Genomic DNA, 23,225 nt, shown 5'->3' on the forward strand with positions numbered 1-23,225 from the left:
CTTCCAGGCTCGGCGCGAGGTTGCGCTGCTCCGGGTCAGGCAAGGGGATCGCCGACAAAAGCGCGCGGCTATAAGGATGCATAGGAGAGTCGAACAAGGCATCGGCTTGCGCCACTTCCATCATCTGCCCCAGGTACATCACCCCGATGCGCTGGCTTACGTGACGCACCACGTTTAGGTCGTGAGCGATAAACAAAAACCCCACGCCCAGCGTGTCCCGGATCTCTTCAAACAGGTTGATGATCTGCGCCTGCACAGAAGCATCCAGGGCCGACACCGGCTCATCAGCGACAATCAGCTCCGGCCCCACCGCCAAAGCGCGGGCGATGGATATACGCTGACGCTGACCACCACTGAAAGCATGCGGTAGTCGATCCTTGAGCCTTGGCGGTAAACCCACCGTCAGCAACAGCTCATCGATGCGCTCATCGCGTTCGGGCTTGCTTGACCCGATGCCATGCACCTTCAGCGTTTCGCCCAAGGTCTGGGCCAAGGTCATGCGCGGGTTCAACGACGAGTACGGGTCCTGGAAAATCATCTGGATCTTGCGACTGATCGCGAAGCTGTCGCCCAGTTCACGGATCGGTCGACCGCGCCATAGAATTTCCCCGGCGCTTGGCGAATGCAGTCCGACTAGACAGCGACCGAGGGTGCTTTTGCCGCATCCGGACTCGCCGACCACCCCAAGCGTCTCACCGGCCGCGATGCTGAACGACACATCCCGCACTGCATGCAAACTGCGCTGAGGCGTACCGGTCAACAGATCGATCAGACTCCTCGGTTTATCGAAGCGTTTATGCAGATGCCTGACTTCCAGCAACGGTGGATCTATGGAATTCACCATGCCAAGTCCTCCTGCCGGATGCAGGCGCTCTGATGATCCGCGCCCACTTCCCGGAGTAAAGGCTCTTGTCGGGCGCACTGCTCCGGAGGCAAATTCACAGCGTGGACGGAAGCGACAGCCATGTTGCGGCTCAGCCAGATTAGGTGGCGCGCCGGCAATCGGCTGAGCTTACTGCGCTGCCCGACATGACTGGGCAGCGCCTGCAGCAAGGCGCGTGTGTAAGGATGCATCGGGCGCTTGAACAGCGCGCGAGTGCTCCCAATTTCGACGATCTTGCCGGCATACATCACGGCCACCCGGTCACAGGTTTGCGCCACGACCCCCAGGTCGTGTGTCACCAACAGCACACCCATTCCGGTTTCGTCACGCAGGCGCAACAACAACTTGAGGATCTGATCCTGAATGGTCACGTCGAGCGCGGTGGTGGGCTCGTCGGCAATCAACAATCGCGGCCGGCAGGCCAGGGCGATGGCAATCAGTACCCGCTGGCGCATACCGCCACTGAACTCATGGGGCCAGGCCAGCAGACGTTGCTCCGGCGAGGTGACGCCGACCAGCCGTAATAATTGAATGCACTCCTCGCGCAATTGCGCGCGGGTCAACGTGCGGTGGCGACGCAAGCCTTCGGCGATCTGTTCACCAATGCGCATGGTCGGATTGAGAGCCGTCATCGGGTCTTGAAAAATCATCGCTAGCTTCTTACCGCGCACCGCCATCATTTCTCGATTGCTCAGGCTGGCCAGGTCCTGGCCTTCCAGCAGAATCTGGCCGCTGGCGATCTCTACCGCCGCGCCACCGAACAGGCGGATCACCGAGCGGCAGGTGGTACTTTTACCGCAGCCGGACTCACCCACCAGCCCAAAAATCTCCCCCGATTGAATCTCGAAGCTGACCTGGTCAACAGCCGTTACCCGCTGCTGAAATCCCGGGAAACACGTGCGCAGTCCTTTGACCTGCAATAGAGGCGCTATGGATTGATTCATGCTTTTGGCCTCATAAAATTGTCCAGTCCGTCACCGAGCAGGGCAAAACTGATGCCCACGTAAACAATGGCCAATCCCGGAAACAAGGAGATCCACCAGCCATCGAGAATGAAATTACGCCCCTCCGAGATCATCACACCCCACTCCGGAGTAGGCGGTTGAATGCCCAGGCCGAGAAAGCCCAGCGAGGTGACGGCGAGTATGGTCAGCACCACATCGGCCATCATGAACACGATGGCTGGGGTGATCACATTCGGCAGCACGTGCCGCAAAACGATTCGCAGATGGCTGTAGCCCAGCACTTGGGCGGCCTGTACATATTCCGCGCGCTTCACCAACAGCACTTCGCCACGCACGATGCGCGCAAAGGAAATCCACACCACCACCGTGAAAGCAATGTACATATTGCCCACACTTGGGCCCAGCGAGCCGACGATGGCAATCACCAACACGTAGAACGGGAATGCCCAGAGGATGTCGACCAGGCGCATCAGCACGGTGTCGACCCAGCCGCCGAGATAGCCGGACAACAACCCCACCGTGGTGCCAATCAGAAACGGTAAAATCACGCAGATACTGGCGATCTGCATGTCGATGCCAATGGCATGCACCACCCGAGAGAACACGTCACGGCCGAGGTCATCGGTGCCAAACCAATGCTCCGCTCCAGGCGGTAGCAGCGCGATCGAGAAGTCCACCTCCAAGGGATCACTGTTCAACAGCAACGGACCGAGAAAGCCGGCCAGCAACAGCAATATAAGCAAAAAAAGACCCGCCTGTAGTGCATGGTTGTGACGCAGACGCTGCCAGGTTTCAGAACTCAGAAGTTGGCTCATGACAGTTTCACCCGTGGGTCGGCAATAACGTATGCCAGGTCCGTCAGCAGGTTGATCAGCACCACCAATACGGCAAAAGTTACGGTCAACCCTTGCACCATCGGGTAGTCACGTGCGCTGATGGACGAGACCAAGAGGTTACCCAGGCCAGGTATAGCGAATACCGACTCGATCACGACCGTACCGCCTATGACCCAGCTGGTGTGGACACCGAGGACGGAGATTGTCGACAGCAACGAGTTTCGCAATACGTGCCGCAGCAGCAACGCGCTCTGGCCGATGCCCTTTGCCCGTGCGGTATCGATAAACTCGGCGGACAGCACGCCGATGATTGAGCTGCGCATCGAACGAATAGTGAGTGCGGCGGTACCAAGTGCGACCACGAAAGAAGGTAGAAATAGGTGATGCAGGCGGTCGGGAAAACCCTCGCCATAACCCGACACAGGGAAAATCGGCCAATAAATGCTGAAGGCAAGCACCAGCAAAACACCGATCCAAAACGCTGGCATCGACATCGCCATCACAAACAGCACTTTAATCAAGTGATCGAAGACGCCGTTGCGTCGCAGTGCGCTAAGAAATGCCAGCGGCACCGTCATCAGCAACGCAAGTACAGTGCTGTAGCCCACCAGCGCCAGGGTTGCCCATAGGCGCTCCCAAATCAGCGGGCCGACCGCCGTTTTGTAAGCGATGGAACGGCCGAAACTGCCTTGCAGGCAATCACTCAGAAAATTCAGATACTGCATCCATACCGGTCGGTCGAGGCCCAATTGAGTCGTCAACCTTGCGATCTCTTCAGCACTGCCACGGTTACCCAGAATAAGCGTCGCGGGGTCCCCCGGCATGACTCGCAATAACAGAAACGCGATCAGCGTGATACCCAGTAAGACTGGAATCAACTGCAATAATCGCGATAGGCAAAAACGTAATATCTGCACGTGCGACCTCACATCAGTCGGCTATAGCCAAGGTGGCCAGAAACGCCACAAACGCCACAAACGCCAAATCGTGGCGTTTGCAGCTCTCTCATTTACTTGACGCTGACGTCTTCCAGGCGATAGTTCGAAGTCGGAAGCACCTCGAAGCCCTCAACGTTCTTTCTGGCTGCGTAAGGCGCTTTTTGGTGGTAGAGGAAAATAAACGGCGCGCCAGCATGTACTTGCGCTTCGATTTCCTTGAACTGCTTGCCACGCTCATCGCCATCGGGAGTGCTGCGCTCCAATTCATACAGCTCATTCACTCGCGCGTCCTTCCAGCGGGTATGCATGGCGTCCGCCCGCTCCGGATTGACCGACGTAAAACCCACCAGTTGGTCAGGATCGATGGTGTCGCTGGTAGTGAAACTCAGGGCCATCTCGTAATTACCGGATTTCGTGGTACTGAACTGCGAGCTGATCTCGATCAATTGCAGCTCCACCTCTACGCCGATTTTTTCAGCGAATTTTGAATCACACTCGCCACCTGGCGGTGTGGCATCGCCGGAAGCCACCAGCATTTTGGCTTTGAACCCACCGGTCAAACCGGCTTCGGCGAGCAGCGCTTTGGCTTTCTCCGGGTCATAAGGGTAGGCACTGATATCGGTGTTGTTATAAGCCATCACCGGCAACGGCGAAGTCGCGACGCTGCCATTGCCACGCAACACGCCTTTGATCAGACCGTTCTTGTCGATGGCATAGTTCAGCGCCTGGCGCACGCGCACATCATCAAAAGGCTTGACCTGAGTGTTCAACTGGACCAATTCAGTACGCAGCACATCAGCGAGGCCGACTGTCAGATTCGGGTCACGCTTGAGCTGATCAATCTGGTTGAACGGCACCCCGACAATCGCATCTAGTTCACCTGCCTGCAAACGCAGTGCGCGCGCGTTGTCATCGGCCACGATATTGATCACCGCGCTATCCACCTCAGGTTTCTGCGGGTTCCAGTAACCTGGGTTCTTGTTCAGCTGCATCTTTTCGCCACGGCGCCATTCCCCAACCTGGAAAGGGCCGCTGCCAACAGGTTTATCGAAAAACGCATCGCCCTGCGCTTCTACGGCTTTGCGCGGCAGAATCGATGCGCTCCACATCGCCAGGTTGCTGAGCATGGGCGTGAACGGTTTGTCCAGTGAGAGCTTGACCGTGTGCTGATCAATAATGTTGTAGCGGGTAATCGGCCGGAAGAACCGGCCCCAGTCCGAGGTTTCGCCGGCCGCGCGCTTGAGGGAAAAGACCACGTCCTCGGCAGTGACCGCTTCGCCATTGGAAAACTTCGCATTGCGCCGAAGATGAAACGTGTAGTCCTTGCCGTCGGCAGATATTTCCCATTTCTCCGCCAACCCGGGTTCCATGCTTTTCCCGTCCTTTCCGGTGCGGACTAACTGATCATAGATCAGCAGCTCGGTCCACAAGGCCGGGTTGTCATTCGTGTGAATCGGATCAAGCGTCAGCGCGTCAGCTGCGATCCCCAGTCGCAAGGTGGACGCCAGTGCGCTGGCATCCGGGAGTAGAATCGCACTGCCACTGACCAGTAGAAAACCAAAGGCCAGTCGCGTTTTCCCGCCCAACAAATCAACCTTCCTCATCATTGCTCTCTCCGTTTTTTATAGTTAACAAGGGTCGCTTAGCGCTGCACGTTACGAGCCAACCAAGGCGACGACACTGGAAATCAGCACACCTTGTTTGCCCTGAATGGTCTTAAGTCGATCGCAGGCTGTTCGCCACTGACGAGGGCCGCCACCGCACGACTGCTGCCACAGGCCAGGGTAAAACCCAAGGCACCGTGACCCACGTTGAGCCACAAATTGCGCCAACGGGTGACGTCGATGATAGGTTTGCTTAGCGCCGTAGCGGGACGCAATCCAGCCCACGGGGTAGCGCTCGACAAGTCCAGCGCAGGAAACGTTTTCGCCTACCTGCTTTTTCAACAAGTCGATGCGCGACGGATCAATCCGGTCATTGCCGGTCCCCATGTCAACCATCGCCGCAACACGCAAGGATGTCCCCAAGGGCGCGTAGACCACCTTGCGTGCGCTGTCGGTGACGCTGATGCCTGGCACCGTGCGAGCGATATCCTCGTTCAGCGGAATGTCCAGGCTGTAGCCCTTTAACGGGTACAGCGGCAGGTGTATTCCTATCTCTTTCAGTAACGGCCTGCTGGCGACACCGGAGCAGATGACCACGCCATCGACCGGCAACTCGCCCTGCGTCGTCAGTACCGCAGCAATGCGCCGGCGTTCACGGCGCAAGCCCAAGACCTCGGTGCCAAACATCGTTTTGACTTGCCCGGTCGCCAGCAGTCGATCCAGCAGCCCCTGGGTAAAAAGACGGCAATCGCCGACCTCCTCGCTCGGCGTGTGAATCGCACCGGTGAGCGACGACGCGATGTGGGCCAACGCCGGTTCAAGCGCCACGCACTGCTCACGGCTGAGACCATGCTGCTGCGAACCCAGCGACGCCTGGAACGCCACCTGTTGCATACCAAGCGCCATGGATTGGCTATCTCTATAAACGATCAATTTACCGTTACGGCGGTAGTTGAATTGCAGCGACTCGCGGGCCGTCAATTGATGAACAAGTTCACGGCTATAGTAAGAAAGCTGCAGCAGTTCCACGGTGGTTTTACGGCTGCGACCCAAGGTGCAGGCACGCATGAAATTCAGGCACCAGCGCCATTGGTGAAGATCCAGACGGGGGTGAAAACGCAGAGGGGAATCGGCATTCAACAACCAGTCCGGGAGGTTGCTCAGCACGCCCGGCCCCGCCAGTGGCGCTACGTAGCTGTAACTCAATTGGCCACCATTAGCGTAACTTGCGCCTTGCGCCGCGGATTTAAGACGGTCAACCAAGGTAACGTTGAGTCCTTGTCGGGCCAAATACCAAGCGGTAGTCACCCCCACCACCCCGGCACCAATCACACATACATGCATTGCCACTTTCCCTGCTTCGCCGGCCCGCTCACTACAAGCCCTTGTCGCTATTGTTGACAGCCGCATTTAGCACCGTCCAATATCCATAGCGACCGCATCCATAGCCTGGGGTTATGGGTTAACACACGAGGCCAGCATGCGTTTACGCCACATCGAAGTGTTCCAGGCCATACGCCTGAGCGGCTCAGTGAGTCGCGCCGCAGAGATCCTGCGCATCTCCCAACCAGCCGCTAGCAAGACCTTGCAGCACATGGAAATGCAACTGGGTTTCAGCCTGTTCGAACGTGTCAAAGGCCGGCTGCAACTGACCCATGAGGCCAAGCTGTTGGGGCCGGAAGTTGAGAAGGTTTTCCGCGAACTGGAAAACGTCCAGCGCCTGGCGCGTAACCTGCGCCAACACCCAGAAGGCTTGCTGCGCCTGGGCTGCGTTCCCAGTCTGGGACTTAGCCTGGTGCCCCAGGCAATAGCCCTGAGTCGAACCAGTCAGCCAGGTGTGATGATCGATCTGCAAACCGGACACACAGCAGGCTTGATCGCAAGTCTGCTGGCACGTGAGATCGACATCGCGATTGTGTTCAACCCCTCGCACCACCCCGGAATCCGTAGTGTTTTCCTGGGTGAGTCGGAGCTGGTCTGCCTCAGTACCGACCCCGACACCTCGCCCCTGACGCTGGACAGTCTGACCACGCAGAGCCAGATTCGTCTGCCACAGGATGATCCCCTCGGCGGCCTGCTGCCCTTTCTGCACAATGCTGAGACACAGCACACGAACAGCGCGATTAAAGTGCAGACCTATTACGTCGCCTGTGCCTTGGCACAGGCCGGTTGTGGTTACGCCATCGTTGACGCACTGACCGCTCAGGCCATGCTGCGGCCAGGTTGCTTCATCCGTCCGGTACGCCCGCGAATTCCGTTTAAGCTGGCGGCGCTGGTGCATGAATCCAACACGTTGTCGAAGCGGGACCATAACTTTATCGAGCTGCTGCAAACCCTCGGCAGTCGTCTAGGCCCCACCGATGCACACCAGCACTGAATAACCTCAGGTTATGGATGCTCCCCTATTACGCATTAGGCAGGGCGCAGGTGATCCTCTAGGGTATCGAACCCCTCTACCTTCAGGACATTGCCATGCAGATCAAACGACTGAACGTTAATTCCCGACTCAGCGGCGCCGTGGTCTTTGGTCCGCAAGTATTCATTTCCGGCCAAGTGCCCGACAACCGCCTCGCGGACTGCGCCGACCAAACCGTCGAGGTGTTGGCGAAAATCGATGCATTGCTGGCAGAGGCCAACAGTGACAATAGCCGACTGCTCAGCGCGCAAATTTGGCTGAAAGACATTAGCCGCGACTTTGCTGTAATGAACTTGGCTTGGAGCGCATGGTTGCCCGATGGCTGCGCACCCGCTCGCGCCACCATTCAGGCTGACCTGGCCAGCTCCGATGTTCTGGTTGAAGTCATGGTGACGGCAGCGGTTAGAGACTGAACGCCACAGATGACGGCCGCCTTCCCCATATTAACTGGGCGCTATTGGCTCTCAGCCCGGTCACTAGGTAGCGGCCGACGGCGCTCGGAAGTGGTGACCCTGCAAATTGGAGAGATGTGCGCCGACTGGATGCCGACATCTGGTTGTATGCCTTAGGCGCGACCAAGACCTACACCGGAGGCACACGGCGCGAGAAGCCGCTGCGCGGCCCGGCGGCGCAGGTACTCGCTGCCTGGTTGGACATAGCACCGGCCGAGTCGGGCCCGCTGTTTCGGCGCATGTATAAATGCGGTGAGGTCGGAACTGCAGGCTTATCAGCTGATCAGGTCGCACGCATCGTTCAGCGCCGAGCGCAATTGGCCGCACTGGACGGCGATTGGGCAGCACACAGCCTACGTTCGGGTTTTATTACCGAGGCAGGCCGCCAAAGCGTACCCTTAGGGGAAGTAATGGCAATGACAGGGCATCGCAGTGTCGGCACGGTCATGGGTTATTTCCAGGCCGGCGCGCTACTGGCAAGTCGAGCTACCACGCTAATTACCGACTCTCCGCGATCGCTGAAGATCGCATCACACAAGGCCCATAACGCCAAAACGGAAGAGGATGAACGCTGACCAACTACCCGTAGCGGATGTTTGAAATCATCGGGTAATAGAGCATCCTCAACTGGCTTAACGACTTCGCGATTCGTCCGACTTGTACCGCAAAGGGGTACCACTACGTGCATGCGATATGCTGAATAGACCCGATAAAAAACTAAGTCAATGATAGCTTTTTATCTTTTTTAAGCTAGCAACCATCCTAACCTTCTGTTTTACATAAACTTAATTTTTTATCTTTTTTGTTCATCGGTCACAGGAGTTGGCCTTTCTGATCGTATTCCCTCCCTTTGGTATGGCGTCGATCCTGACCTTCCTGACTACGGACGATTAGGCCTTTTCGCTCAAGGCGATCGAGCATTCGCGTTATCGATAAGGGCACACCGATAACACGACGGCTGACCAGTGCAGCAGGCTTCAGTGGAGCACCATTCCGCGATCGATCAGGCGTTGATCCCATAGCGGCACTTCGCCGATGCGTTCGATTAGAAAATCGATCAACGTGCGTACCCGCAAGGCGCGGCGCTGAGTCTCCGGGTACACGGCGGCGAAATCGAAGGACGACAGGCGATAGTCGTTAAGGATCGGCACCAGTCGCTCATTGATGAAATCGTCGCTGGCTATCAAGGTCGGCAGGCAGGTGATGCCTGCACCGTTCAGAGCGTAGTCGCGTAACAAATGGATGGAACTTGAGCGCATCTGGCTGTGCAGCGTCAGCTCGACACTCTCGTCTCCATTGGTAAATTGCCAGCGATTGCGCGATGGGTACGAACTGAACAACGCCACGCGATGATCCTTGAGTTGCATGGGATGTTCCGGCTCCCCATGGTCGCGCAGATACTGCGGCGAAGCACAGAACACCCGGTGCAGAGTGAAGAGTTTGCGCACCACCAAACGCTCGGCATGGGGCGGGAACATCTGGAAGGCGATGTCGAACCCCTCCTCGATCGGCTCGACCACGCGATCGGTGACTACCACATCCAACTCGATCTCGGGGTACATCGCGGTGAACTGCGCCAGCATCGGGCCCATATGGTCGATTGCAAAGCCTTGCAGTACCTGCAGGCGCAGCTGGCCAGTGAGGTTGGAACGTTGATGGCGCATTTTCTCGGTCAGCCCGTGAAAGCCTGCGACCAGGTCGGCGCACTCCTGAAAATACGCCTCGCCGATATCCGAGAGCCGCACATGGCGGGTGCTACGGTGAAAGAGCGGTGCGTTGATGAACGCCTCGAGCTGTTGCACGCGATGAGTGATGACGGAGCGGGTGACGCCCAACTGCTCCGCAGCCTTGGCAAAGCTGCCGGTTTGGGCGACGCGCACGAACGCCTCGGTGATGAGTAGACGATCCATGACCTCTCTCTTCTTGTAGTGATTGGCGGCCCACGACGGTCGATCAGGCACAGACTTGTTTGCATAGTAAGGCTGTGCCTGTGTGGCCGCCAGCTCAGCGGTCAGGAAAGAATGTAGTCGGTTGGCTCGACCTCATGGGTGCGATGCCAGAACTCCACTGCGTTGAAGGGGAAGTTCTGCGTCACCCTCCCCTTACTGTTCTTGTACCAGCTGTTGACCTTGGAAAAGCCCCAGGCGCGCAGCAGGTTGGCCTGGTCGATGCGCTGGTTGTAGGACTCGAATACCGGTGTCTTGACCTCCATGCTCTGGTGTCCGCCCTCAAGCAGCAGCCGCACCGCATCGACGACATATTTAGCAGTCAATTCCGAAAACTGGATGATGGTGCTGTACACCACCAGGCTGGTATTGGGTCCGTACATGCAGAACATATTGGGGAACTCGGGCACCGTCATGCCGAGGTAGGCCCGTGCGTCGTCACCCTTCCAGACCTCCTGCAGCGCCACGCCGCCCCGACCGGTGATGTTGATCGGCATGAGGAACTTGGAGGCGTGAAACCCGGTGCCGTAGACGATCAGGTCGAACTCGTGCTCGGTGCCGTCGACGCAGCAGATGCCTTTTGGAGTAATGGCTTCGATCGGCTGGCGGATCATACTGACGTTATCGCGCTTGAGTGTCGCGATCCAGGTACCGTTGTCGCGAACGATACGCTTGCCACCCACCGGCGAGTCAGGCACCAAGACGTCTCGCAGGTCCGGGCGGTCGGCGAACTGCGGCTCCATCCAGGCGCTGATGTCCTGGCGTAATTGCTCATTGCGTGCCGACACCGCGACTTCGGTCGGCGGGTAATCGACATCAACCATCACGTCTTCGAGGAAACCGACACCCTGCGGCATCGCCATGGCTACCCGGTTCCACAGGCTGTAATGGGGCAGATTTGCCAGCAGCCACTTGCAGCTGTCTGAGTTCTTCCCATGCAGATCAGGGGTCGGCAGGAGCCAGTTGGTGGTGCGTGCAAACACCTTCAGGTCGGCCGCCGTCTTGGCCAGCTGAGGAATGAACTGGGTCGCACTGGCGCCCGTGCCGATCACCCCGACACGTTTGCCGCTCCAGTCGATGCTGTGATCCCACTGCGCCGAGTGAAAGGCCGGCCCCTCGAACGTTTCGATACCGGGAATCGCCGGAATCATCGGGCGATTCAGCTGCCCTACGGCAAACACCACTACGTTGCTATCGACTCGGACCTGCCCGTCGCTGTTGCGACACAGCAACTGCCAGCGCTGAGTCGCTTCATCCCAATGGGCATCGCTGACTTCGGTGTTGAACTGGATATGCTCGTACAGACCTTTCTCCCGTGCCACCGCCTGCATGTAGGCGAATACTTGCGGCGCGGGCGCAAAACAGTCGTCCCAGATATGGCGCGCAAACGAGAAACTGTAGAAGAAGCTATGGATGTCGACGCGGCAACCCGGGTAAGTGTTCTCGCGCCAGGTGCCACCGACATCATCGCCTTTTTCATAGACCACAAAGGGCACACCCGCCTGCTTGAAGCGCAGGGCCGCGATCATGCCGCTTTCGCCAGCGCCAATGATCACGACCTTGAAGTCCCGGTCGGCGGCGATATGGTCTTTGTGCCAGCGCGGAGTACGCAAGTCTTCTTCAGCGGTAACCGCCTCCTCGGCAATCAGCGGCAGATAGGGCTCAATGACGGGCCCCATCAGCCAGGTGCCCAAGGTGTGCAGTTGATCAGTGGTGGGCCGACCGGGCACGGGCTGGCCGCTGTCACGAAACGCCAGCAGGCGTCGCAGGCAAAATTCGCGAACCTGGGCTTCTGTTTCAGGAGGCATGCCGCTACCGGCGACGCCCATGGCGATCACGGGTTTCCATTCGGCGTTAAGGACTGTGAGGTCGCCAGTGAGGTGAGCGACCGTCATCAGCAATGTAGGAATATCGGCACCCTGCAGGTTGCCGCGCAGGGTTTCATCATCGCAATCGATGGAGGATACAGTGGTATTGAAGGCACTCATGGTAAACCTCTTATTCTTTTTGTCAGGGGTCATTGATCGTCAGCGAGGGTCAAACGGGCGGTAAAAAAGGTTCGATCTGTTCGCGCAGCCAATCCAGCGCATCACCGCTGGCACGCAGGAACGGCATGGTCACGAATCCGTGCATCTGGCCACTGAAACAGCGCTCGACCACCGTGATGCCGTCTTGCACCAGGCGGGCGGCGTAAGCCTGGCCTTCGTCCCGCAGCACATCCAGCTGTGCGGTCAGCACTATCGCCGGTGGCACGCCGCGCAGGTCCTTGGCGGCGAGCGGCGAGGCATTCGGTTGTTGACGTTGGCTGGCATCGGACAGGTAGTGATCCCAGAACCAGCGCATGTCTTCGCGGGTCAGCAGCAACTGGCGTTGCGGATCCAGGTAGGCGGGGCCGTCGAGATCCGCCTGGGTGACCGGGTAGATCAGCACTTGCAAGGCCCAGTACAACTGACCACGCCGGGCCGCGCGCTGGGCGAACACCGCGGCCAGATTGCCGCCGGCGCTGTCACCGGCGACGATCAGCGTGCCCTCGGCGCCGCCGGCCAGTTGTGCGCGGCGATCCACCAGCCACTGCGCCGCGCGCTCTACATCATCGAGCGCCGCCGGAAACGGAAACTCCGGGGCCAAGCGGTACTCGACCAGCACCACGGTGCACTGGGTGCGCTGCGCCAACTGGCGGGCGAAGTAGTCGAAGTCGTCGATGCCGCCAAGTACCCAGCCACCGCCGTGCAGATAAAGAATGGCGCCACGGACCGAGGCGCTTGGGCTAAGGATCCGCAAGCGCGCACCGCCCAGTTGCATGTCCTCGACGCTGTGCATGGCCGGCCCCTCGTCTTGAGCTCGCAGCCCCGCCATGACCGCTCGGGCCTCTGGCGCATCCATCTGGTGAAAGGGTTTCAAGCCGGTTTCGGCCAACTGCGCCAACAGCTGGGCAGACTCGATATCGAGTGTCATAGCGGTGCCCTCCTACGCCGTGGTATCCAGAACGAAGTCGAAACTCGCGAGGTGAAAGTCGGTACCTATATCGAACTGGCTGGCCAGTGGGTCGCTGGCACCGCGTGGCTGGTAGACCACCCGTAGCGAATCCTTGACGCCGAATACCGCATCCGAATCGATATAGGGATCGTCATCATTGAACACGTGAGTCACCAGGCGCTTGTGGCCCGGGGCGTCGAGCATGAAATGCAGGTGCGCCGGGCGCCATGGATGCCGTCCCGTCGCGTCCAGCAACTGACCGACTGGGCCATCGGTAGGGATCGGATAACTGACCGGGACCACGCTGCGAATCGCATAGCGCCCATGCTCATCGGTGTGATAGCGACCGCGCAGGTTGCCATGCGGCTGGGTAACGTCCTGGCCGGAGTACTGGCCGTTTTCAGCGGTCTGCCAGACATCCAGGGTGGCCCCTGCCAGAGGCTTGCCGGTGATGTCACGTACGCAACCCGTGATCAGCGAAGCGTTACCCGGGATCAGCGCCATGTTCTCGCCGTATTCACGATCCGGCATGCCGGAAATATAGAACGGCCCGAACACCGTGCTTTCTGTGGCCTCGGCGCCGTTGCGGTGCTCGATAGCGTCGACCAGCATCGACAGCCCCAGCACATCGGAGAGCAGGATGAATTCCTGGCGCACTACGTCGTCGCACTTCTGCCCGGTGGCCGTGAGGAACTGGATCGCCTGAAACCATTCGGCCTCGCCGAGCTCCACCTCGCTGGCAAAATTGTGCAGATGCCCTACCAGTTTCTGCAGCAAAAAGCGCAGGCGTGCGTCGGGGGTATGGGCAAAGCTGTTGACGGCACGGGCAGTAATCTCGCGTTCGGATGCTATGTCTGAGTGACTCATTTTTATAATCTCGTCTGACAAGGGTGGATCAGCGCAAACACCCTTAATTCGGGGCTTGACCGTTCAACGCACGGGCCAACAACGCCTCGATGGCTCCCTGCTCGAACGGTCGCGGGTTGTAGTAAGGGCTCGCGCAGGCGATGCGCGCCGCTTCAGCCGGGCCATGCTCGGGGAAGCCGACATCGGCCAGCGCCAAGGGGATGCCGAGGCGGCGATTAAGGGCGTACAGCAACGGCCCGACGTCGTCCGCCTGTTCGCCACCCAACGCCCGCGCCGCGCGGCGCAAGGGCTCGGCGGCCGCCTCGCGGTTGTAGTGCGCAGCGTGGGGCAGAACAATGGCGTGAGCTTGGGCATGGGGCAGGTTGAAGGTCCCGCCGAGGGTATGACAGAGCTTGTGGTGGATGGCCATGCCGACCGATCCCAGGCAAATGCCGGCCAACCAGGCCCCTTGCAACGCCTGGCCGCGGGCCTCGATGTTGGACGGATCATCGACGATCCTGGGCAGCGACTGCGCCAGGGCGCGGATCGACTCTTCGGCCATCAACGAGATCACCGGATTGGCGTCTTCGGCATACAGCGCTTCAATTGCGTGGGCCATGGCGTTCATGCCCGAGCAGGCCGACAGCGCGACCGGCAGGGTCAGAGTCAGTTGCGGATCGTAGATGACGGTCTTGGGGAGCACCCGGGGGTCGCGTCCGGTCTTTTTCAGGCGGTTTTCGGTCAGGCCGTAGATCGGCGTCATCTCCGATCCGGCGTAGGTAGTGGGCACGGCCAGGATCGGCAGGCCGCTGTCCATGGCGATCGCCTTGCCCAGGCCGATGGTCGAACCTCCGCCCACGGCCACGCAGCAATCCGCTTCACGGCGCACGGCCTCCTCGCGAGCTGCCTGAGCGGTTTCCAGTGGCACGTGCATCACTGCCTTGGGATACACCCCGGCGCTGCGATCGCCTAGCAAGCGGGCGACCTGCTCGCCAAGCTCTTGCTGGTCAGGGGTGGTGAGGATCAACGCACGACGGGCGCCCATCCGCTCGATTTCGTCGCTCAGACTGGCGAGTTTACCCGCGCCGAAAATGACCCGCGTCGGCGTACCTTGATAGATAAAGGTATTCATCGTTATGGCCTTTTATTTTTGTGTTTGAGTGGCCAGACAGTAAGGTGCGCCCATGGCCCTAACAAGACCATTCTCGGCGAAATGACTGTTCGCAAAACGCGAACAAAGCTGTCGCTGATGCGGTTAGTTCGAACCAACTAATCATGACGAACACATCAATTATTCGTGTTTCATGAACATTCTATTCGCCCATATTGGCCTTGTTTGACCAGAGCCATGATCTTAATGTCCGGGCACAAAAGAGCGGGCGGATAGTCCCTCTCGCCAAAAAAATAACAACAATAAGGTCCGTGCCCGATGCTCAAATCCCTCGCCTCTTTGTGCGCGATGTTATCGTGCACGCTGTGTGCTGCCGCCTCCTCCCAACCTGGTGAAGGTGACATGGCTAACTGGTTGTTCCCTGCATTGGAAAAAGAAACCGGCATCAACATCCATGGCGTAATCGACGCAGGGTATTCGCGCAACAATACATCCACCCGAACGGAGCGCAGCGGCGGCCTGACTAACTTGCCAGTGGCCGGGTACGCCGATGAAAAATTCGAACTGGCTTTTTTCAACTTGTTTATCGAAAAGCCACTCGCCAGCCGTTACTTGCCACGCGCCACACCCCTGCCCGGGCCACAGGCGACGGATTACTCATTCGGCTTTAGCCTGGGATTGTTATACGGCCGTGACGGCCAGTTCGCCCGCACCGCAGGCTGGGACGAGCATTGGGGCATCAATGAACCAGGCGCTTCAGATGCGGAGAGCGCCAAGCGACGCCGGCAAAAGTTCTATGCATTCCCGGATCTGTTCGCGACGGCGTACCTTCCGTATGGCACCGGCATCAGCGTCATGGCGGGAATTTTCGGCCCTGGGATCGGCTATGAAATTCCGCCGAATATCCGGGTTGCGCGCAACGCATTCGCGACCAAGACCTATGCATTCGTGACCGAGCCAGGGACCGTTAGTTGGGGTCGTCGTGGGTACACGAATACTGGCTACCGATTCCAGTGTAATGGGCGGCGAACTGGGGATCGTACAGGGCTGGAATAACCTGCGTGATAACAACGATCGCAAATCGGTACTGGGCGCCTTGCGCTGGCGCAGCGCCGATATGCAAGCCTGGATCGACTACGAATTCATCGCCGGTGATGAGCAGAACAAGGCTACCGATGATATTCAGGCACCCACCTCGCGCTTGATTTCGTCGAGTGGCCAATTCAAGCAACAGCACTCATTGAACGGCTGGTTTGCCCTGGACAAACAGTGGTCCATCGGTGCCGAAGTTCTCTACGGGCGCCAGGACGGCGACGGCAAGCCGGGTACTTTCGATATAGTCACAGGCCCCGGGTTTTCCGGTGCGCATTGGTGGGGCGTCAACAGTTCGCTGACTTATCAGTATCGCCAGGACCTGGCTTTTTCTGCCCGGGCGGAACACTTCAGCGATCCACAGGGTTTTGCGCTGTTCCCGGTATCCGTGGCACACGGCGCATTTGATGGTATTACCCTGGGCCTGCGCTATGAAGCCACGCGTAATCTGTCGCTGCGACCCGAAATCCGCTACGACTGGTTTACCGGTGATGCCGATGACCGGCCTTTTGGCAATGGAAGAAAGCGCCAGCAAGCAACGGCCACCGTGCAGGCGCTTTATTATTTTTGACCGCCCCGTCTGGTGATAGCGTGGCGGCTGCGATTGACGACGTTTTGCAGAAAACGCAAACCTGCTAGCCCGGAAGTGCCATTGCCTTGCCGCCGTGAAATTGCCAACCTCCATTGCAGGCAACTTTCCGAGTTTCAGACTGGCAGTTGCCCTCGAGAAGTAAATTTTGCCAACCGAGCACTAAAATGGGTTGTGGCTAACGAAGGAGCCTAAACGAAAATCCTCCACCAGCTTGACCCGGCAATCAGAACCCAGGCGGGTTCATCGCTGGCTATATTAGGTCTGATAATAGAATGTTATCCGACGTCATATTCTTAATACTGGAATTATGTTCCGTTGAACATAGTAGGAATACAGAACAGTTGCTCTTGGTCGATGAAGACCCGCTGGACCCGCATCTCCTCGGGCTCAACACCCAGGAAGCGGCAGCAGCTTTTATCACTGCCAGCATCGCGGCGAATGCGATGCGCAGCTATCTCAGCGCCGTCGCCTACTGGTCGGCCTGGCGTAACAGCCAGGCGCTGGGTAACGCCCCACTGCAGCCGTCAGTGGCGATTCCGTTCGTGCTGGATCACTTGTCGCTACCGCTGGAAGACGGCACTTGGCCGTACCTGATGCCGCCAGGTGTAGACGCCGCGCTAGTCACCGCCAGGGTCAAGACCAGACTGATGCTTGTTTGAGGCTATCTGCGCTGCGGGAATCTTTAGTGAAAGAAAAGTTGAAAAACGAACCTGACGTCATGATACGAAGTCCTATCCCATCATGGAATGAGATCCATAATGGCCTACCGAGCAGTCACAGGAGTCTTTTACATGCAGGATCTCATCACGCGCCTGGACGGGTGGTTGCAACAGCACCGCCCAGCCTATTACGCAACACTTGCGACTGGCGTGTCAGTTGCTGCATTGGATGATTACGAGCGCCGAACTGGCATCACACTCCCAGCAGACCTCCGGGCGCTCTGGTTATGGAAGGATGGGAGTACCGAGGAAGCGCTATTTACCAATCACATGTTCATCTCTGTCAGAGACAGCCTGAGCAGCAAGCTGGAGCTAGACGCAATGATAGGTTCTGACTTCGAAGACCCAGAATGGTGGAAACGGCAGTGGGTACCATTTACGCAGAGCTTTGGCGGCGATCATCTCTGCATCAATATAGTGTCTGAAAAACCAGGTGAGATCATCGACTTCTGGCACGACGAGCCACTACGCGAAGTGGTTGCTCCAACGCTGGAAGATTGGTTGCACAGTCTTGTGGAAACCATGGAGTCCGGGCGGCTGGAGCTGGCCTAGTCCCTGTGTTTGCCATCTAAAGCGTATCGCGTTATCCGCCACCCATCTGGGGGGCAACATAGCGCGCTATACGCCCTACGCCCTACGCTACACCTACGCCTACGCCTACGCCTACGCGAAACTCGATGATCCTGACGCACGCACGATTAGCCGCCTAACCAAGGAAGCCAGGAGCGCCTCTACATCGACTTGACCGATACTACTTCCACATACTTGTACTTCTTCCTGGCAGCCTTCACGGCTTCTTGCTCGGCAAGCAACGAGCTCAACGTGTCGGCCTCGTGAATTAACTCGTGCATCTTCCCCTCAAATTCGTTGCCAACCCGAAGCGTGACTCTAAGCCTAGGCGTAAATGCTTTCGCTACTGCTTTCTTAACTATGGGAGCTTCAACCGGCTTGGGAAGTAAAACCTCGGGCGCAGGCTCCTGCACCGGAGGAGCAGAAACCTGCACTTCGGGCTCATCCGTACCGAACAGGGCACGACGCATTTCTTCTTCAGTTAACTCAGAGTTCATAGGGCATCTCAAAGGAGTGGTACTTAGCTCGACAAATGTTACTAGGATTGCTACTGACTGGCGTCATTGGGGAACCTGCATAGACGTCACATCCCCACTTCGAATTCGATCCGAGAGCCCCTCAACGCTCGCGATCCCAGCTCTCAGCGGCAGCGAAGCTTGTATCGCTGGATTGGGGTCCGAAGATGGACGCGAATTCTACGCGGAATTTTTCAACACATGGCGAGAAGAAGGCGCAATCAGCAGGCGATTGATGACTTTGCGGCTAGGCTGGTTATCGAGTTGCAATGTTTAAATCTTGATTTCGTTATTTCGCGTAATTGGAAATTAAAAGGAAACCCCTATGAGCAGCAAAACTATCTTCGTCCAACCCGGTGGCGGCTATGAAAAGGTTGTGGTTGGCAGCAGCGAAGTCCGAGCCGCAGCTCGTGGCGAAATCACCGTACGCCTCCACGCCAACTCGCTCAACTACCACGACTTCGCGGTGGTCAGCGGTATGTGGGGCCCCAGCGAAAAACGCATCCCCATGGCCGATGGTGCCGGTGAAGTCATTGCTATCGGCCCGGATGTCACCGAATTCAAGGTGGGTGACTCGGTCGTCAGCACCTTCTTCCCGGAGTGGATCAACGGTGCGCCCCTGGTCGAAGGCTTTGTTAGCGTGCCAGGTGATGGCATTGACGGCTACGCTCGTGAGCAAGTGACGGCCAAAGCCACATCTTTCACCCTCGCGCCTACTGGCTACACCCATGCTGAAGCGTCGACGCTTACCACCGCCGGCCTTACTGCATGGCGCGCCCTGATGGCCGATGACTCACTCAAGCCGGGCGACACCGTGCTGGTCCAAGGCACTGGTGGCGTTTCAATTTTCGCCCTGCAGTTCGCTAAAATGGCCGGGGCTACCGTCATTGCTACCTCTTCAAGCGACGAAAAACTTGAACGTCTGAAAGCGCTAGGTGCTGATCATGTGATCAATTACCGCAAAGACCTTAACTGGGGCGAAACTGCACGCGCTCTAACGGGTGGCCGCGGTGTTGACCACATCATCGAAGTCGGCGGCCCTGCGACGCTTGAGCAATCGATGACTGCAATTCGGGTTGCTGGTCACATCTCCATCATCGGGATATTGAGTGGCGTAAGCGGTGCAATGAATTTTGTACCGGCACTGATCAGGCAAGTACGTCTGCAGGGTGTATTGGTGGGTAGCCGCAGCCAGCAGCAAGACATGATCCGAGCCATCAATGCTAATGGCATGCGCCCGATTATTGATCGTCATTTCCCTTTGAGCGAGATTGTCGAAGCGTTCAAGTATCAGGAAACCAACCAGCATTTCGGCAAAATTTGCCTGGATATCTAAGCACGCATGAATGGGCATGATCCGTATGCCTATTTCATAGGTGTGCTGACATGGCTGCCTACGCAGCAGGCGAGAGAGAGTCGACGCTCTGGCAACGCCAGACACTTTGTCGGCATAGCCGGCGATCTCGCCTGTATGAAGGTAGCTGCGGGTCGAGATAGCCAATGCCTGCTTGATCTTTCCCTCGCTATGTGACCCTGAGCCATACGCGGCAACGTTCCCCAACTGTTTTTCGAGTTTTATGAACAAAGCGGTGCGCTTGGCGTAAAACGTGTCGCGGGCACTCAGGGTGCCAGAGCCGAGGTAATCGCGGTGTAGTTCCTCGGTCTCCTCAAGTGTGAGACTTTCACCAGATTCAGCGGGCAGTGGCACGGATGCCGTGGGACCTGCGCACCTTGTCCAGCTGGTTCAACGTGCTGGACATGGCCGGTTTTTAACGGGTGGGCCTGCAAGAGCCGCCGCACCCGCAAAGTCCGGTGCGGCAGCCGTTGCTACTGGTGGCTGAGCCGCGCTTCCCGGGCGTTTAAGCTGGGTTACATGCGCATCCCTTTAAACGGATTCCAGCCCTGCTCGCCCTTCTGCTCCTTGAGGTAGTACGCGTAGTTAGTGGACAGTGCGTAAAGCAGATTAAACGCGAAACCCACAGCAAAGTTGACGTTATTGGCATACCTGAAATCAATCAGCTCATAGACCAGATCCAGCACGAAAGTCAGCGCCACGATTAGCGCAATCAGTGTCAGGTTCTTCTTCCACAGTCCCAGGAAAAACAGGTAGATGGGGCCGAAAAAGAACGCGATGATGTTGGCATTGACGGTGATCTTCCTTTTAAATGGAAGCTGCTTGAGGGCCGGCTTGTAGCCGGGTGCATTGGGAGCCCCATGGGCGTCAAAGAAAGCAAAACGCTCTTGCCATTTTGCGCTGTATTTACTCTGATCCTGTACTTGATCCGTGGTGTTCATTCGATAAATCCCTGTAGTCCCTGAATGGAGTGGTGCTTCCCGCAATCCTGTGTAACTGTTGTCGCACGTGCACGATAGCCTAATATGCCGGGAGAGGGTTCCAGTTCCCGAGCGATACATCAACACTTCTGATCCGGTCCCGCAATTGCGCGACCTGTTCGGCACTGCACACCCTGATCCGCAGCACTTCGGCTGGATAGTCCACGCCCTGATTCTCGGCACCCCCCTATAAGTAAGACTGGCCATCGCTCCGCTAGAAGCAAGTGAGGTCGTAGGCACGCCATCACCAACCGCTCATCAGCGCCGGATGAAGGTTCCATGACCTTAATGATCAGCGAGCCATCCCCATTCAGCATGTAATAAAGCTCAAGAATCCCGGACGCCATCCTGCAGATAATTCAATCGCAGTCCCCCGACCTTCTTGGATTTTGTTCCTCGCTTCGCCTGGAGGCACTATAATAGAACCCACACGCCAGATAAGGATTTGCAATGTCAGCCCAGAAGGCGGTTGCCATGCTCAGAGTTGCGGTAGTGATATCTACCGCAGCTTGCTGCGCTTACTTTATAGGGAGGCAGATCGATTACCTGCATCAAAAGCTTTCCCCGCCTGCAGAAGATCTGAGTTTCACGACCGAATGGCCCAATACGGAAATGGCTCTCCCAAAACTGGAAGACCATTTTTCTGGTCGCTTACAAACGAAATCTCAGTTAACGCTAACTGATTTTTCTACTGAAGAAGCGGTGATGCACCCATCACGATAATTTCACATCTGCAGGCGTACAGTCGTACCAGCTCCTTTAGTGATTCCTGGCCCGCTCCCCCATCGCGGGCCTTTTTTTGTGTAGAAAAAGGGATCAGCTGCGAATCGGTTCAGTACGTGGCTCTCACGTAGCTCTGACGGGCCGGGCTTTCCCTGAATAGCTGTATTCACGAGTGGACAGCTGTATTGCGCATACACAGTCAGCGAGGATCCTGCTGATTGTCCATCACCGCATTATCCGTCTCCTCCCGCACACGCTCAGGATCTAGCCCGACGTCATCATCAACATCATCAGGCGGACGCTCACCTTCGTTATCTGGGAGTTCGTCAATTCCTCGCTCTTTCATCGGATCAACTTCGGTGCGTCCAGGGCTCAGTGGATCAGGTGACGTGAGCATTGGGTCATCCTCTCCCAAACCGCCTTGAAGCTTTGGATCGCTATTCATACACACCTCTCAGTACCCTCAATGGTGAAGGTATATAGTTTGGATAGAGTTTGAATTTCGAGTGTTCGATTTATCGTCCTACCGACCGTCGCCATCGCGCGATTCTGCCTTTCAGTCATCTCGATGGAACGTTGCGCCAAGCCGCATCCTCTATCGCAACACCAGCGAATCTGAGGACTTCATCATGATTGACCCTGCAACCGGTATGAAGGCGGGCGAGCGCTACATCGTAGACAGTCTCGAACGCACACGACATTTCCCAGGCTTCTTCCTCGACGGGAAATTTTACCTTGGCCCCGAGTTGATGACAGCCATAGGTTGGCTGGAAGGACAGCAGTTCTATTACGATGAGCTTGATCCCACGGGTGAGCCGGTATTTCCCAATCGACTCGCTGGCACTATCGAGGATCTCACCTTGATCCTCGCGGACGGTGCGCGTTTGCCGTTAAACGAAATGCCATACAAAGCAGGAATGGACTCCACTGACAATTCATTCAGCCTTGATCCATCGTCTTCAGGAAATCCGCTTACTCCTGCAAGCGATCAACGAGGAATCGCGGGCGTCCGGATGTCAGGTAAACATCCATATCCCATAGTCTTAGCGGCGGGCGCAGCGCTAATTCTGGGAATACTGCTTGGGGTCAAACAAGCAAATCGCCGTCTTACCCGAAAAATGAGGTAGTCGTCCTTCGTGAGTTCTCTGGACAAGCGCCCTTGAAAGATCGGAGGTGACGAATGCATCCAGTGACACCTGACGGTCGTTACTTCATTTCAAGTGGTGCATTGCTACAAGCGCAGGGATGGATACTGCAGCAATTAATCTCAAGGCACTCGGCCTCGATATCGCGCAGGTCAATCTCATCACCCGTAATGACGTCAAGTATGGCAAGCCCGATCCAGACCTGTTCCTCGCCGGTGCAAGCAAACTCGATGTCCCCATCGAAGAATGCTTGGTGATCGGCGACGCCATCTGGGACATGCTTGCCGCACGACGCTGTAAGGCTACGGGTATAGGGCTGCTTTGCGGAGGTTACGACACAGGAGAGCTTGAACGCGCAGGTGCACTCCGAGTCTACGAGGATCCTCTTGCACTGCTGCAGCACCTTGACGAGGTGGCTTCCCGTCCGTGAGCCATGAGTGGGCACGCGGCTTGAATTGGGGCGCTCTCCGCTCGGCGGAGGCGGAAAAGTTGCCGCCTGCGCGACGAGTTGTTGCAGCTGCTGACAACCGACGAGCCGAAGCAGTGGATGCACCTGATTACA

The 23,225-nt window shown here is 57.4% G+C and carries 24 protein-coding genes and 5 pseudogenes; 12 read left to right on the forward strand and 17 right to left on the reverse strand.

The features are described from left to right. The 7 genes and pseudogenes from JFT80_RS13280 to JFT80_RS13305 all read right to left on the reverse strand — a co-directional run. Positions 1–844, reverse strand: an 844-nt coding sequence (locus JFT80_RS13280) for an ABC transporter ATP-binding protein (protein ID WP_201148164.1), incomplete at its 3' end; no start/stop codon positions are given. Beyond that, positions 838–1,827 (reverse strand): ABC transporter ATP-binding protein, encoded by a 990-nt coding sequence (locus JFT80_RS13285; protein WP_242482929.1) that lies wholly within the window; start codon positions 1,825–1,827, stop codon positions 838–840. The genes JFT80_RS13280 and JFT80_RS13285, both read right to left, overlap by 7 nt. Beyond that, the gene (locus JFT80_RS13290; protein ID WP_201148165.1) at positions 1,824–2,663 is read right to left on the reverse strand and encodes an ABC transporter permease; all 840 of its coding nucleotides are present in this window, start codon (positions 2,661–2,663) and stop codon (positions 1,824–1,826) included. The genes JFT80_RS13285 and JFT80_RS13290 overlap by 4 nt, the downstream gene beginning before the upstream one ends. After that, positions 2,660–3,601, reverse strand: a complete 942-nt coding sequence (locus tag JFT80_RS25140; protein ID WP_201148166.1) for an ABC transporter permease — start codon at positions 3,599–3,601, stop codon at positions 2,660–2,662. The genes JFT80_RS13290 and JFT80_RS25140 overlap by 4 nt, the downstream gene beginning before the upstream one ends. A 92-nt stretch (positions 3,602–3,693) precedes the next feature. Then, complete coding sequence (locus JFT80_RS13300; RefSeq protein WP_201148167.1) at positions 3,694–5,229, reverse strand: ABC transporter substrate-binding protein; 1,536 nt, start codon at positions 5,227–5,229, stop codon at positions 3,694–3,696. An 80-nt stretch (positions 5,230–5,309) separates the two neighbouring features. Next, positions 5,310–5,528 carry an FAD-dependent oxidoreductase gene (locus tag JFT80_RS25505; protein WP_374091353.1) on the reverse strand — a complete coding sequence of 73 codons (219 nt, stop codon included), beginning with the start codon at positions 5,526–5,528 and terminating at the stop codon, positions 5,310–5,312. A 25-nt stretch (positions 5,529–5,553) separates the two neighbouring features. After that, a pseudogene (locus JFT80_RS13305) lies at positions 5,554–6,636 on the reverse strand (FAD-dependent oxidoreductase); the annotation flags it as partial. 70 nt (positions 6,637–6,706) lie between these two features. Between JFT80_RS13305 and JFT80_RS13310 the strand changes: the two are divergent. From JFT80_RS13310 to JFT80_RS13320, 3 genes and pseudogenes are all read left to right on the forward strand, one after another. Continuing rightward, positions 6,707–7,603 carry a LysR family transcriptional regulator gene (locus JFT80_RS13310; protein ID WP_201148169.1) on the forward strand — a complete coding sequence of 299 codons (897 nt, stop codon included), beginning with the start codon at positions 6,707–6,709 and terminating at the stop codon, positions 7,601–7,603. 95 nt (positions 7,604–7,698) lie between these two features. Next, positions 7,699–8,055, forward strand: coding sequence for a RidA family protein (locus JFT80_RS13315; RefSeq protein WP_201148170.1), 357 nt, complete (start codon positions 7,699–7,701; stop codon positions 8,053–8,055). A gap of 66 nt (positions 8,056–8,121) precedes the next feature. Next, positions 8,122–8,669: pseudogene (locus JFT80_RS13320) on the forward strand (tyrosine-type recombinase/integrase); the annotation flags it as partial. A gap of 238 nt (positions 8,670–8,907) precedes the next feature. Here JFT80_RS13320 and JFT80_RS25145 read toward each other — a convergent pair. The 6 genes from JFT80_RS25145 to JFT80_RS13350 form a co-directional block, all read right to left on the reverse strand. Next, positions 8,908–9,114 (reverse strand): MarR family transcriptional regulator, encoded by a 207-nt coding sequence (locus JFT80_RS25145; RefSeq protein WP_307833089.1) that lies wholly within the window; start codon positions 9,112–9,114, stop codon positions 8,908–8,910. Continuing rightward, the gene (locus JFT80_RS13330) at positions 9,072–10,004 is read right to left on the reverse strand and encodes a LysR family transcriptional regulator (protein ID WP_201148171.1); all 933 of its coding nucleotides are present in this window, start codon (positions 10,002–10,004) and stop codon (positions 9,072–9,074) included. Before JFT80_RS13330 ends, JFT80_RS25145 begins: the two co-directional genes overlap by 43 nt. A 101-nt stretch (positions 10,005–10,105) precedes the next feature. Next, positions 10,106–12,028 carry an NAD(P)/FAD-dependent oxidoreductase gene (locus JFT80_RS13335; RefSeq protein WP_201148172.1) on the reverse strand — a complete coding sequence of 641 codons (1,923 nt, stop codon included), beginning with the start codon at positions 12,026–12,028 and terminating at the stop codon, positions 10,106–10,108. A 49-nt stretch (positions 12,029–12,077) separates the two neighbouring features. Beyond that, positions 12,078–12,995 carry an alpha/beta hydrolase gene (locus tag JFT80_RS13340; protein WP_201148173.1) on the reverse strand — a complete coding sequence of 306 codons (918 nt, stop codon included), beginning with the start codon at positions 12,993–12,995 and terminating at the stop codon, positions 12,078–12,080. Between the two features lie 12 nt (positions 12,996–13,007). Then, the gene (locus JFT80_RS13345; RefSeq protein ID WP_201148174.1) at positions 13,008–13,883 is read right to left on the reverse strand and encodes a dioxygenase; all 876 of its coding nucleotides are present in this window, start codon (positions 13,881–13,883) and stop codon (positions 13,008–13,010) included. Positions 13,884–13,926: 43 nt separating this feature from the next. Next, positions 13,927–14,994 (reverse strand): maleylacetate reductase, encoded by a 1,068-nt coding sequence (locus JFT80_RS13350; RefSeq protein ID WP_201148175.1) that lies wholly within the window; start codon positions 14,992–14,994, stop codon positions 13,927–13,929. A 381-nt stretch (positions 14,995–15,375) separates the two neighbouring features. On the opposite strand from JFT80_RS13350, the gene JFT80_RS25150 reads away from it, so the two are divergent. From JFT80_RS25150 to JFT80_RS13365, 4 genes are all read left to right on the forward strand, one after another. Next, a complete protein-coding gene (locus JFT80_RS25150; protein ID WP_307833090.1) occupies positions 15,376–16,029 on the forward strand; it encodes an outer membrane beta-barrel protein in 654 nt (217 codons plus the stop codon). Next, positions 15,992–16,636 carry an outer membrane beta-barrel protein gene (locus JFT80_RS25155; RefSeq protein ID WP_307833091.1) on the forward strand — a complete coding sequence of 215 codons (645 nt, stop codon included), beginning with the start codon at positions 15,992–15,994 and terminating at the stop codon, positions 16,634–16,636. Before JFT80_RS25150 ends, JFT80_RS25155 begins: the two co-directional genes overlap by 38 nt. 362 nt (positions 16,637–16,998) lie before the next feature. Next, positions 16,999–17,316 (forward strand): hypothetical protein, encoded by a 318-nt coding sequence (locus JFT80_RS13360; protein ID WP_201148176.1) that lies wholly within the window; start codon positions 16,999–17,001, stop codon positions 17,314–17,316. Positions 17,317–17,448: 132 nt separating this feature from the next. Then, positions 17,449–17,928 (forward strand): SMI1/KNR4 family protein, encoded by a 480-nt coding sequence (locus tag JFT80_RS13365; protein WP_201148177.1) that lies wholly within the window; start codon positions 17,449–17,451, stop codon positions 17,926–17,928. 179 nt (positions 17,929–18,107) lie between these two features. On the opposite strand, the gene JFT80_RS13370 is transcribed toward JFT80_RS13365, so the two are convergent. After that, positions 18,108–18,443 carry a hypothetical protein gene (locus JFT80_RS13370; protein WP_201148178.1) on the reverse strand — a complete coding sequence of 112 codons (336 nt, stop codon included), beginning with the start codon at positions 18,441–18,443 and terminating at the stop codon, positions 18,108–18,110. Between the two features lie 343 nt (positions 18,444–18,786). On the opposite strand from JFT80_RS13370, the gene JFT80_RS13375 reads away from it, so the two are divergent. Continuing rightward, positions 18,787–19,797, forward strand: coding sequence for an NAD(P)-dependent alcohol dehydrogenase (locus JFT80_RS13375; RefSeq protein WP_201148179.1), 1,011 nt, complete (start codon positions 18,787–18,789; stop codon positions 19,795–19,797). A 75-nt stretch (positions 19,798–19,872) separates the two neighbouring features. Here the strand turns inward: JFT80_RS13375 and JFT80_RS24300 are convergent. Further along, a pseudogene (locus tag JFT80_RS24300) lies at positions 19,873–20,136 on the reverse strand (hypothetical protein); the annotation flags it as partial. Here JFT80_RS24300 and JFT80_RS24305 point away from each other — a divergent pair. Then, a pseudogene (locus JFT80_RS24305) lies at positions 20,137–20,324 on the forward strand (class I SAM-dependent methyltransferase); the annotation flags it as partial. A 6-nt stretch (positions 20,325–20,330) separates the two neighbouring features. Here the strand turns inward: JFT80_RS24305 and JFT80_RS13385 are convergent. Next, the gene (locus tag JFT80_RS13385) at positions 20,331–20,756 is read right to left on the reverse strand and encodes a DUF2628 domain-containing protein (protein ID WP_201148180.1); all 426 of its coding nucleotides are present in this window, start codon (positions 20,754–20,756) and stop codon (positions 20,331–20,333) included. Positions 20,757–21,245: 489 nt separating this feature from the next. Here JFT80_RS13385 and JFT80_RS13390 point away from each other — a divergent pair, with 489 nt between their 5' ends. Next, positions 21,246–21,518, forward strand: coding sequence for a hypothetical protein (locus JFT80_RS13390; RefSeq protein WP_163019495.1), 273 nt, complete (start codon positions 21,246–21,248; stop codon positions 21,516–21,518). A gap of 199 nt (positions 21,519–21,717) precedes the next feature. On the opposite strand, the gene JFT80_RS13395 is transcribed toward JFT80_RS13390, so the two are convergent. Then, a complete protein-coding gene (locus JFT80_RS13395; RefSeq protein ID WP_201148181.1) occupies positions 21,718–21,963 on the reverse strand; it encodes a hypothetical protein in 246 nt (81 codons plus the stop codon). A gap of 184 nt (positions 21,964–22,147) precedes the next feature. Between JFT80_RS13395 and JFT80_RS13400 the strand changes: the two genes are divergently transcribed. Both JFT80_RS13400 and JFT80_RS13405 read left to right on the forward strand, forming a co-directional pair. Then, positions 22,148–22,645 (forward strand): short chain dehydrogenase, encoded by a 498-nt coding sequence (locus tag JFT80_RS13400; protein WP_201148182.1) that lies wholly within the window; start codon positions 22,148–22,150, stop codon positions 22,643–22,645. A gap of 85 nt (positions 22,646–22,730) precedes the next feature. Continuing rightward, positions 22,731–23,093 (forward strand): annotated as a pseudogene (locus JFT80_RS13405) (HAD family hydrolase); the annotation flags it as partial. Positions 23,094–23,225: the final 132 nt, after the last annotated feature.

It is taken from the genome of Pseudomonas sp. TH10 (genome assembly GCF_016651255.1).
Lineage (GTDB): Bacteria > Pseudomonadota > Gammaproteobacteria > Pseudomonadales > Pseudomonadaceae > Aquipseudomonas.

Excerpts from the sequence above, each read along its gene's own strand:
- JFT80_RS13285 (WP_242482929.1), bottom strand. The coding sequence starts at position 1,827 with ATGAATCAATCCATAGCGCCTCTATTGCAGGTCAAAGGACTGCGCACG.
- JFT80_RS13290 (WP_201148165.1), bottom strand. The coding sequence starts at position 2,663 with ATGAGCCAACTTCTGAGTTCTGAAACCTGGCAGCGTCTGCGTCACAAC.
- JFT80_RS13300 (WP_201148167.1), bottom strand. The coding sequence starts at position 5,229 with ATGATGAGGAAGGTTGATTTGTTGGGCGGGAAAACGCGACTGGCCTTT.
- JFT80_RS13310 (WP_201148169.1), top strand. The coding sequence starts at position 6,707 with ATGCGTTTACGCCACATCGAAGTGTTCCAGGCCATACGCCTGAGCGGC.
- JFT80_RS13315 (WP_201148170.1), top strand. The coding sequence starts at position 7,699 with ATGCAGATCAAACGACTGAACGTTAATTCCCGACTCAGCGGCGCCGTG.
- JFT80_RS25145 (WP_307833089.1), bottom strand. The coding sequence starts at position 9,114 with ATGGGATCAACGCCTGATCGATCGCGGAATGGTGCTCCACTGAAGCCT.
- JFT80_RS13330 (WP_201148171.1), bottom strand. The coding sequence starts at position 10,004 with ATGGATCGTCTACTCATCACCGAGGCGTTCGTGCGCGTCGCCCAAACC.
- JFT80_RS13335 (WP_201148172.1), bottom strand. The coding sequence starts at position 12,028 with ATGAGTGCCTTCAATACCACTGTATCCTCCATCGATTGCGATGATGAA.
- JFT80_RS13340 (WP_201148173.1), bottom strand. The coding sequence starts at position 12,995 with ATGACACTCGATATCGAGTCTGCCCAGCTGTTGGCGCAGTTGGCCGAA.
- JFT80_RS13345 (WP_201148174.1), bottom strand. The coding sequence starts at position 13,883 with ATGAGTCACTCAGACATAGCATCCGAACGCGAGATTACTGCCCGTGCC.
- JFT80_RS13350 (WP_201148175.1), bottom strand. The coding sequence starts at position 14,994 with ATGAATACCTTTATCTATCAAGGTACGCCGACGCGGGTCATTTTCGGC.
- JFT80_RS25150 (WP_307833090.1), top strand. The coding sequence starts at position 15,376 with ATGGCTAACTGGTTGTTCCCTGCATTGGAAAAAGAAACCGGCATCAAC.
- JFT80_RS25155 (WP_307833091.1), top strand. The coding sequence starts at position 15,992 with ATGGGCGGCGAACTGGGGATCGTACAGGGCTGGAATAACCTGCGTGAT.
- JFT80_RS13365 (WP_201148177.1), top strand. The coding sequence starts at position 17,449 with ATGCAGGATCTCATCACGCGCCTGGACGGGTGGTTGCAACAGCACCGC.
- JFT80_RS13370 (WP_201148178.1), bottom strand. The coding sequence starts at position 18,443 with ATGAACTCTGAGTTAACTGAAGAAGAAATGCGTCGTGCCCTGTTCGGT.
- JFT80_RS13375 (WP_201148179.1), top strand. The coding sequence starts at position 18,787 with ATGAGCAGCAAAACTATCTTCGTCCAACCCGGTGGCGGCTATGAAAAG.
- JFT80_RS13385 (WP_201148180.1), bottom strand. The coding sequence starts at position 20,756 with ATGAACACCACGGATCAAGTACAGGATCAGAGTAAATACAGCGCAAAA.
- JFT80_RS13390 (WP_163019495.1), top strand. The coding sequence starts at position 21,246 with ATGTCAGCCCAGAAGGCGGTTGCCATGCTCAGAGTTGCGGTAGTGATA.
- JFT80_RS13395 (WP_201148181.1), bottom strand. The coding sequence starts at position 21,963 with ATGAATAGCGATCCAAAGCTTCAAGGCGGTTTGGGAGAGGATGACCCA.
- JFT80_RS13400 (WP_201148182.1), top strand. The coding sequence starts at position 22,148 with ATGATTGACCCTGCAACCGGTATGAAGGCGGGCGAGCGCTACATCGTA.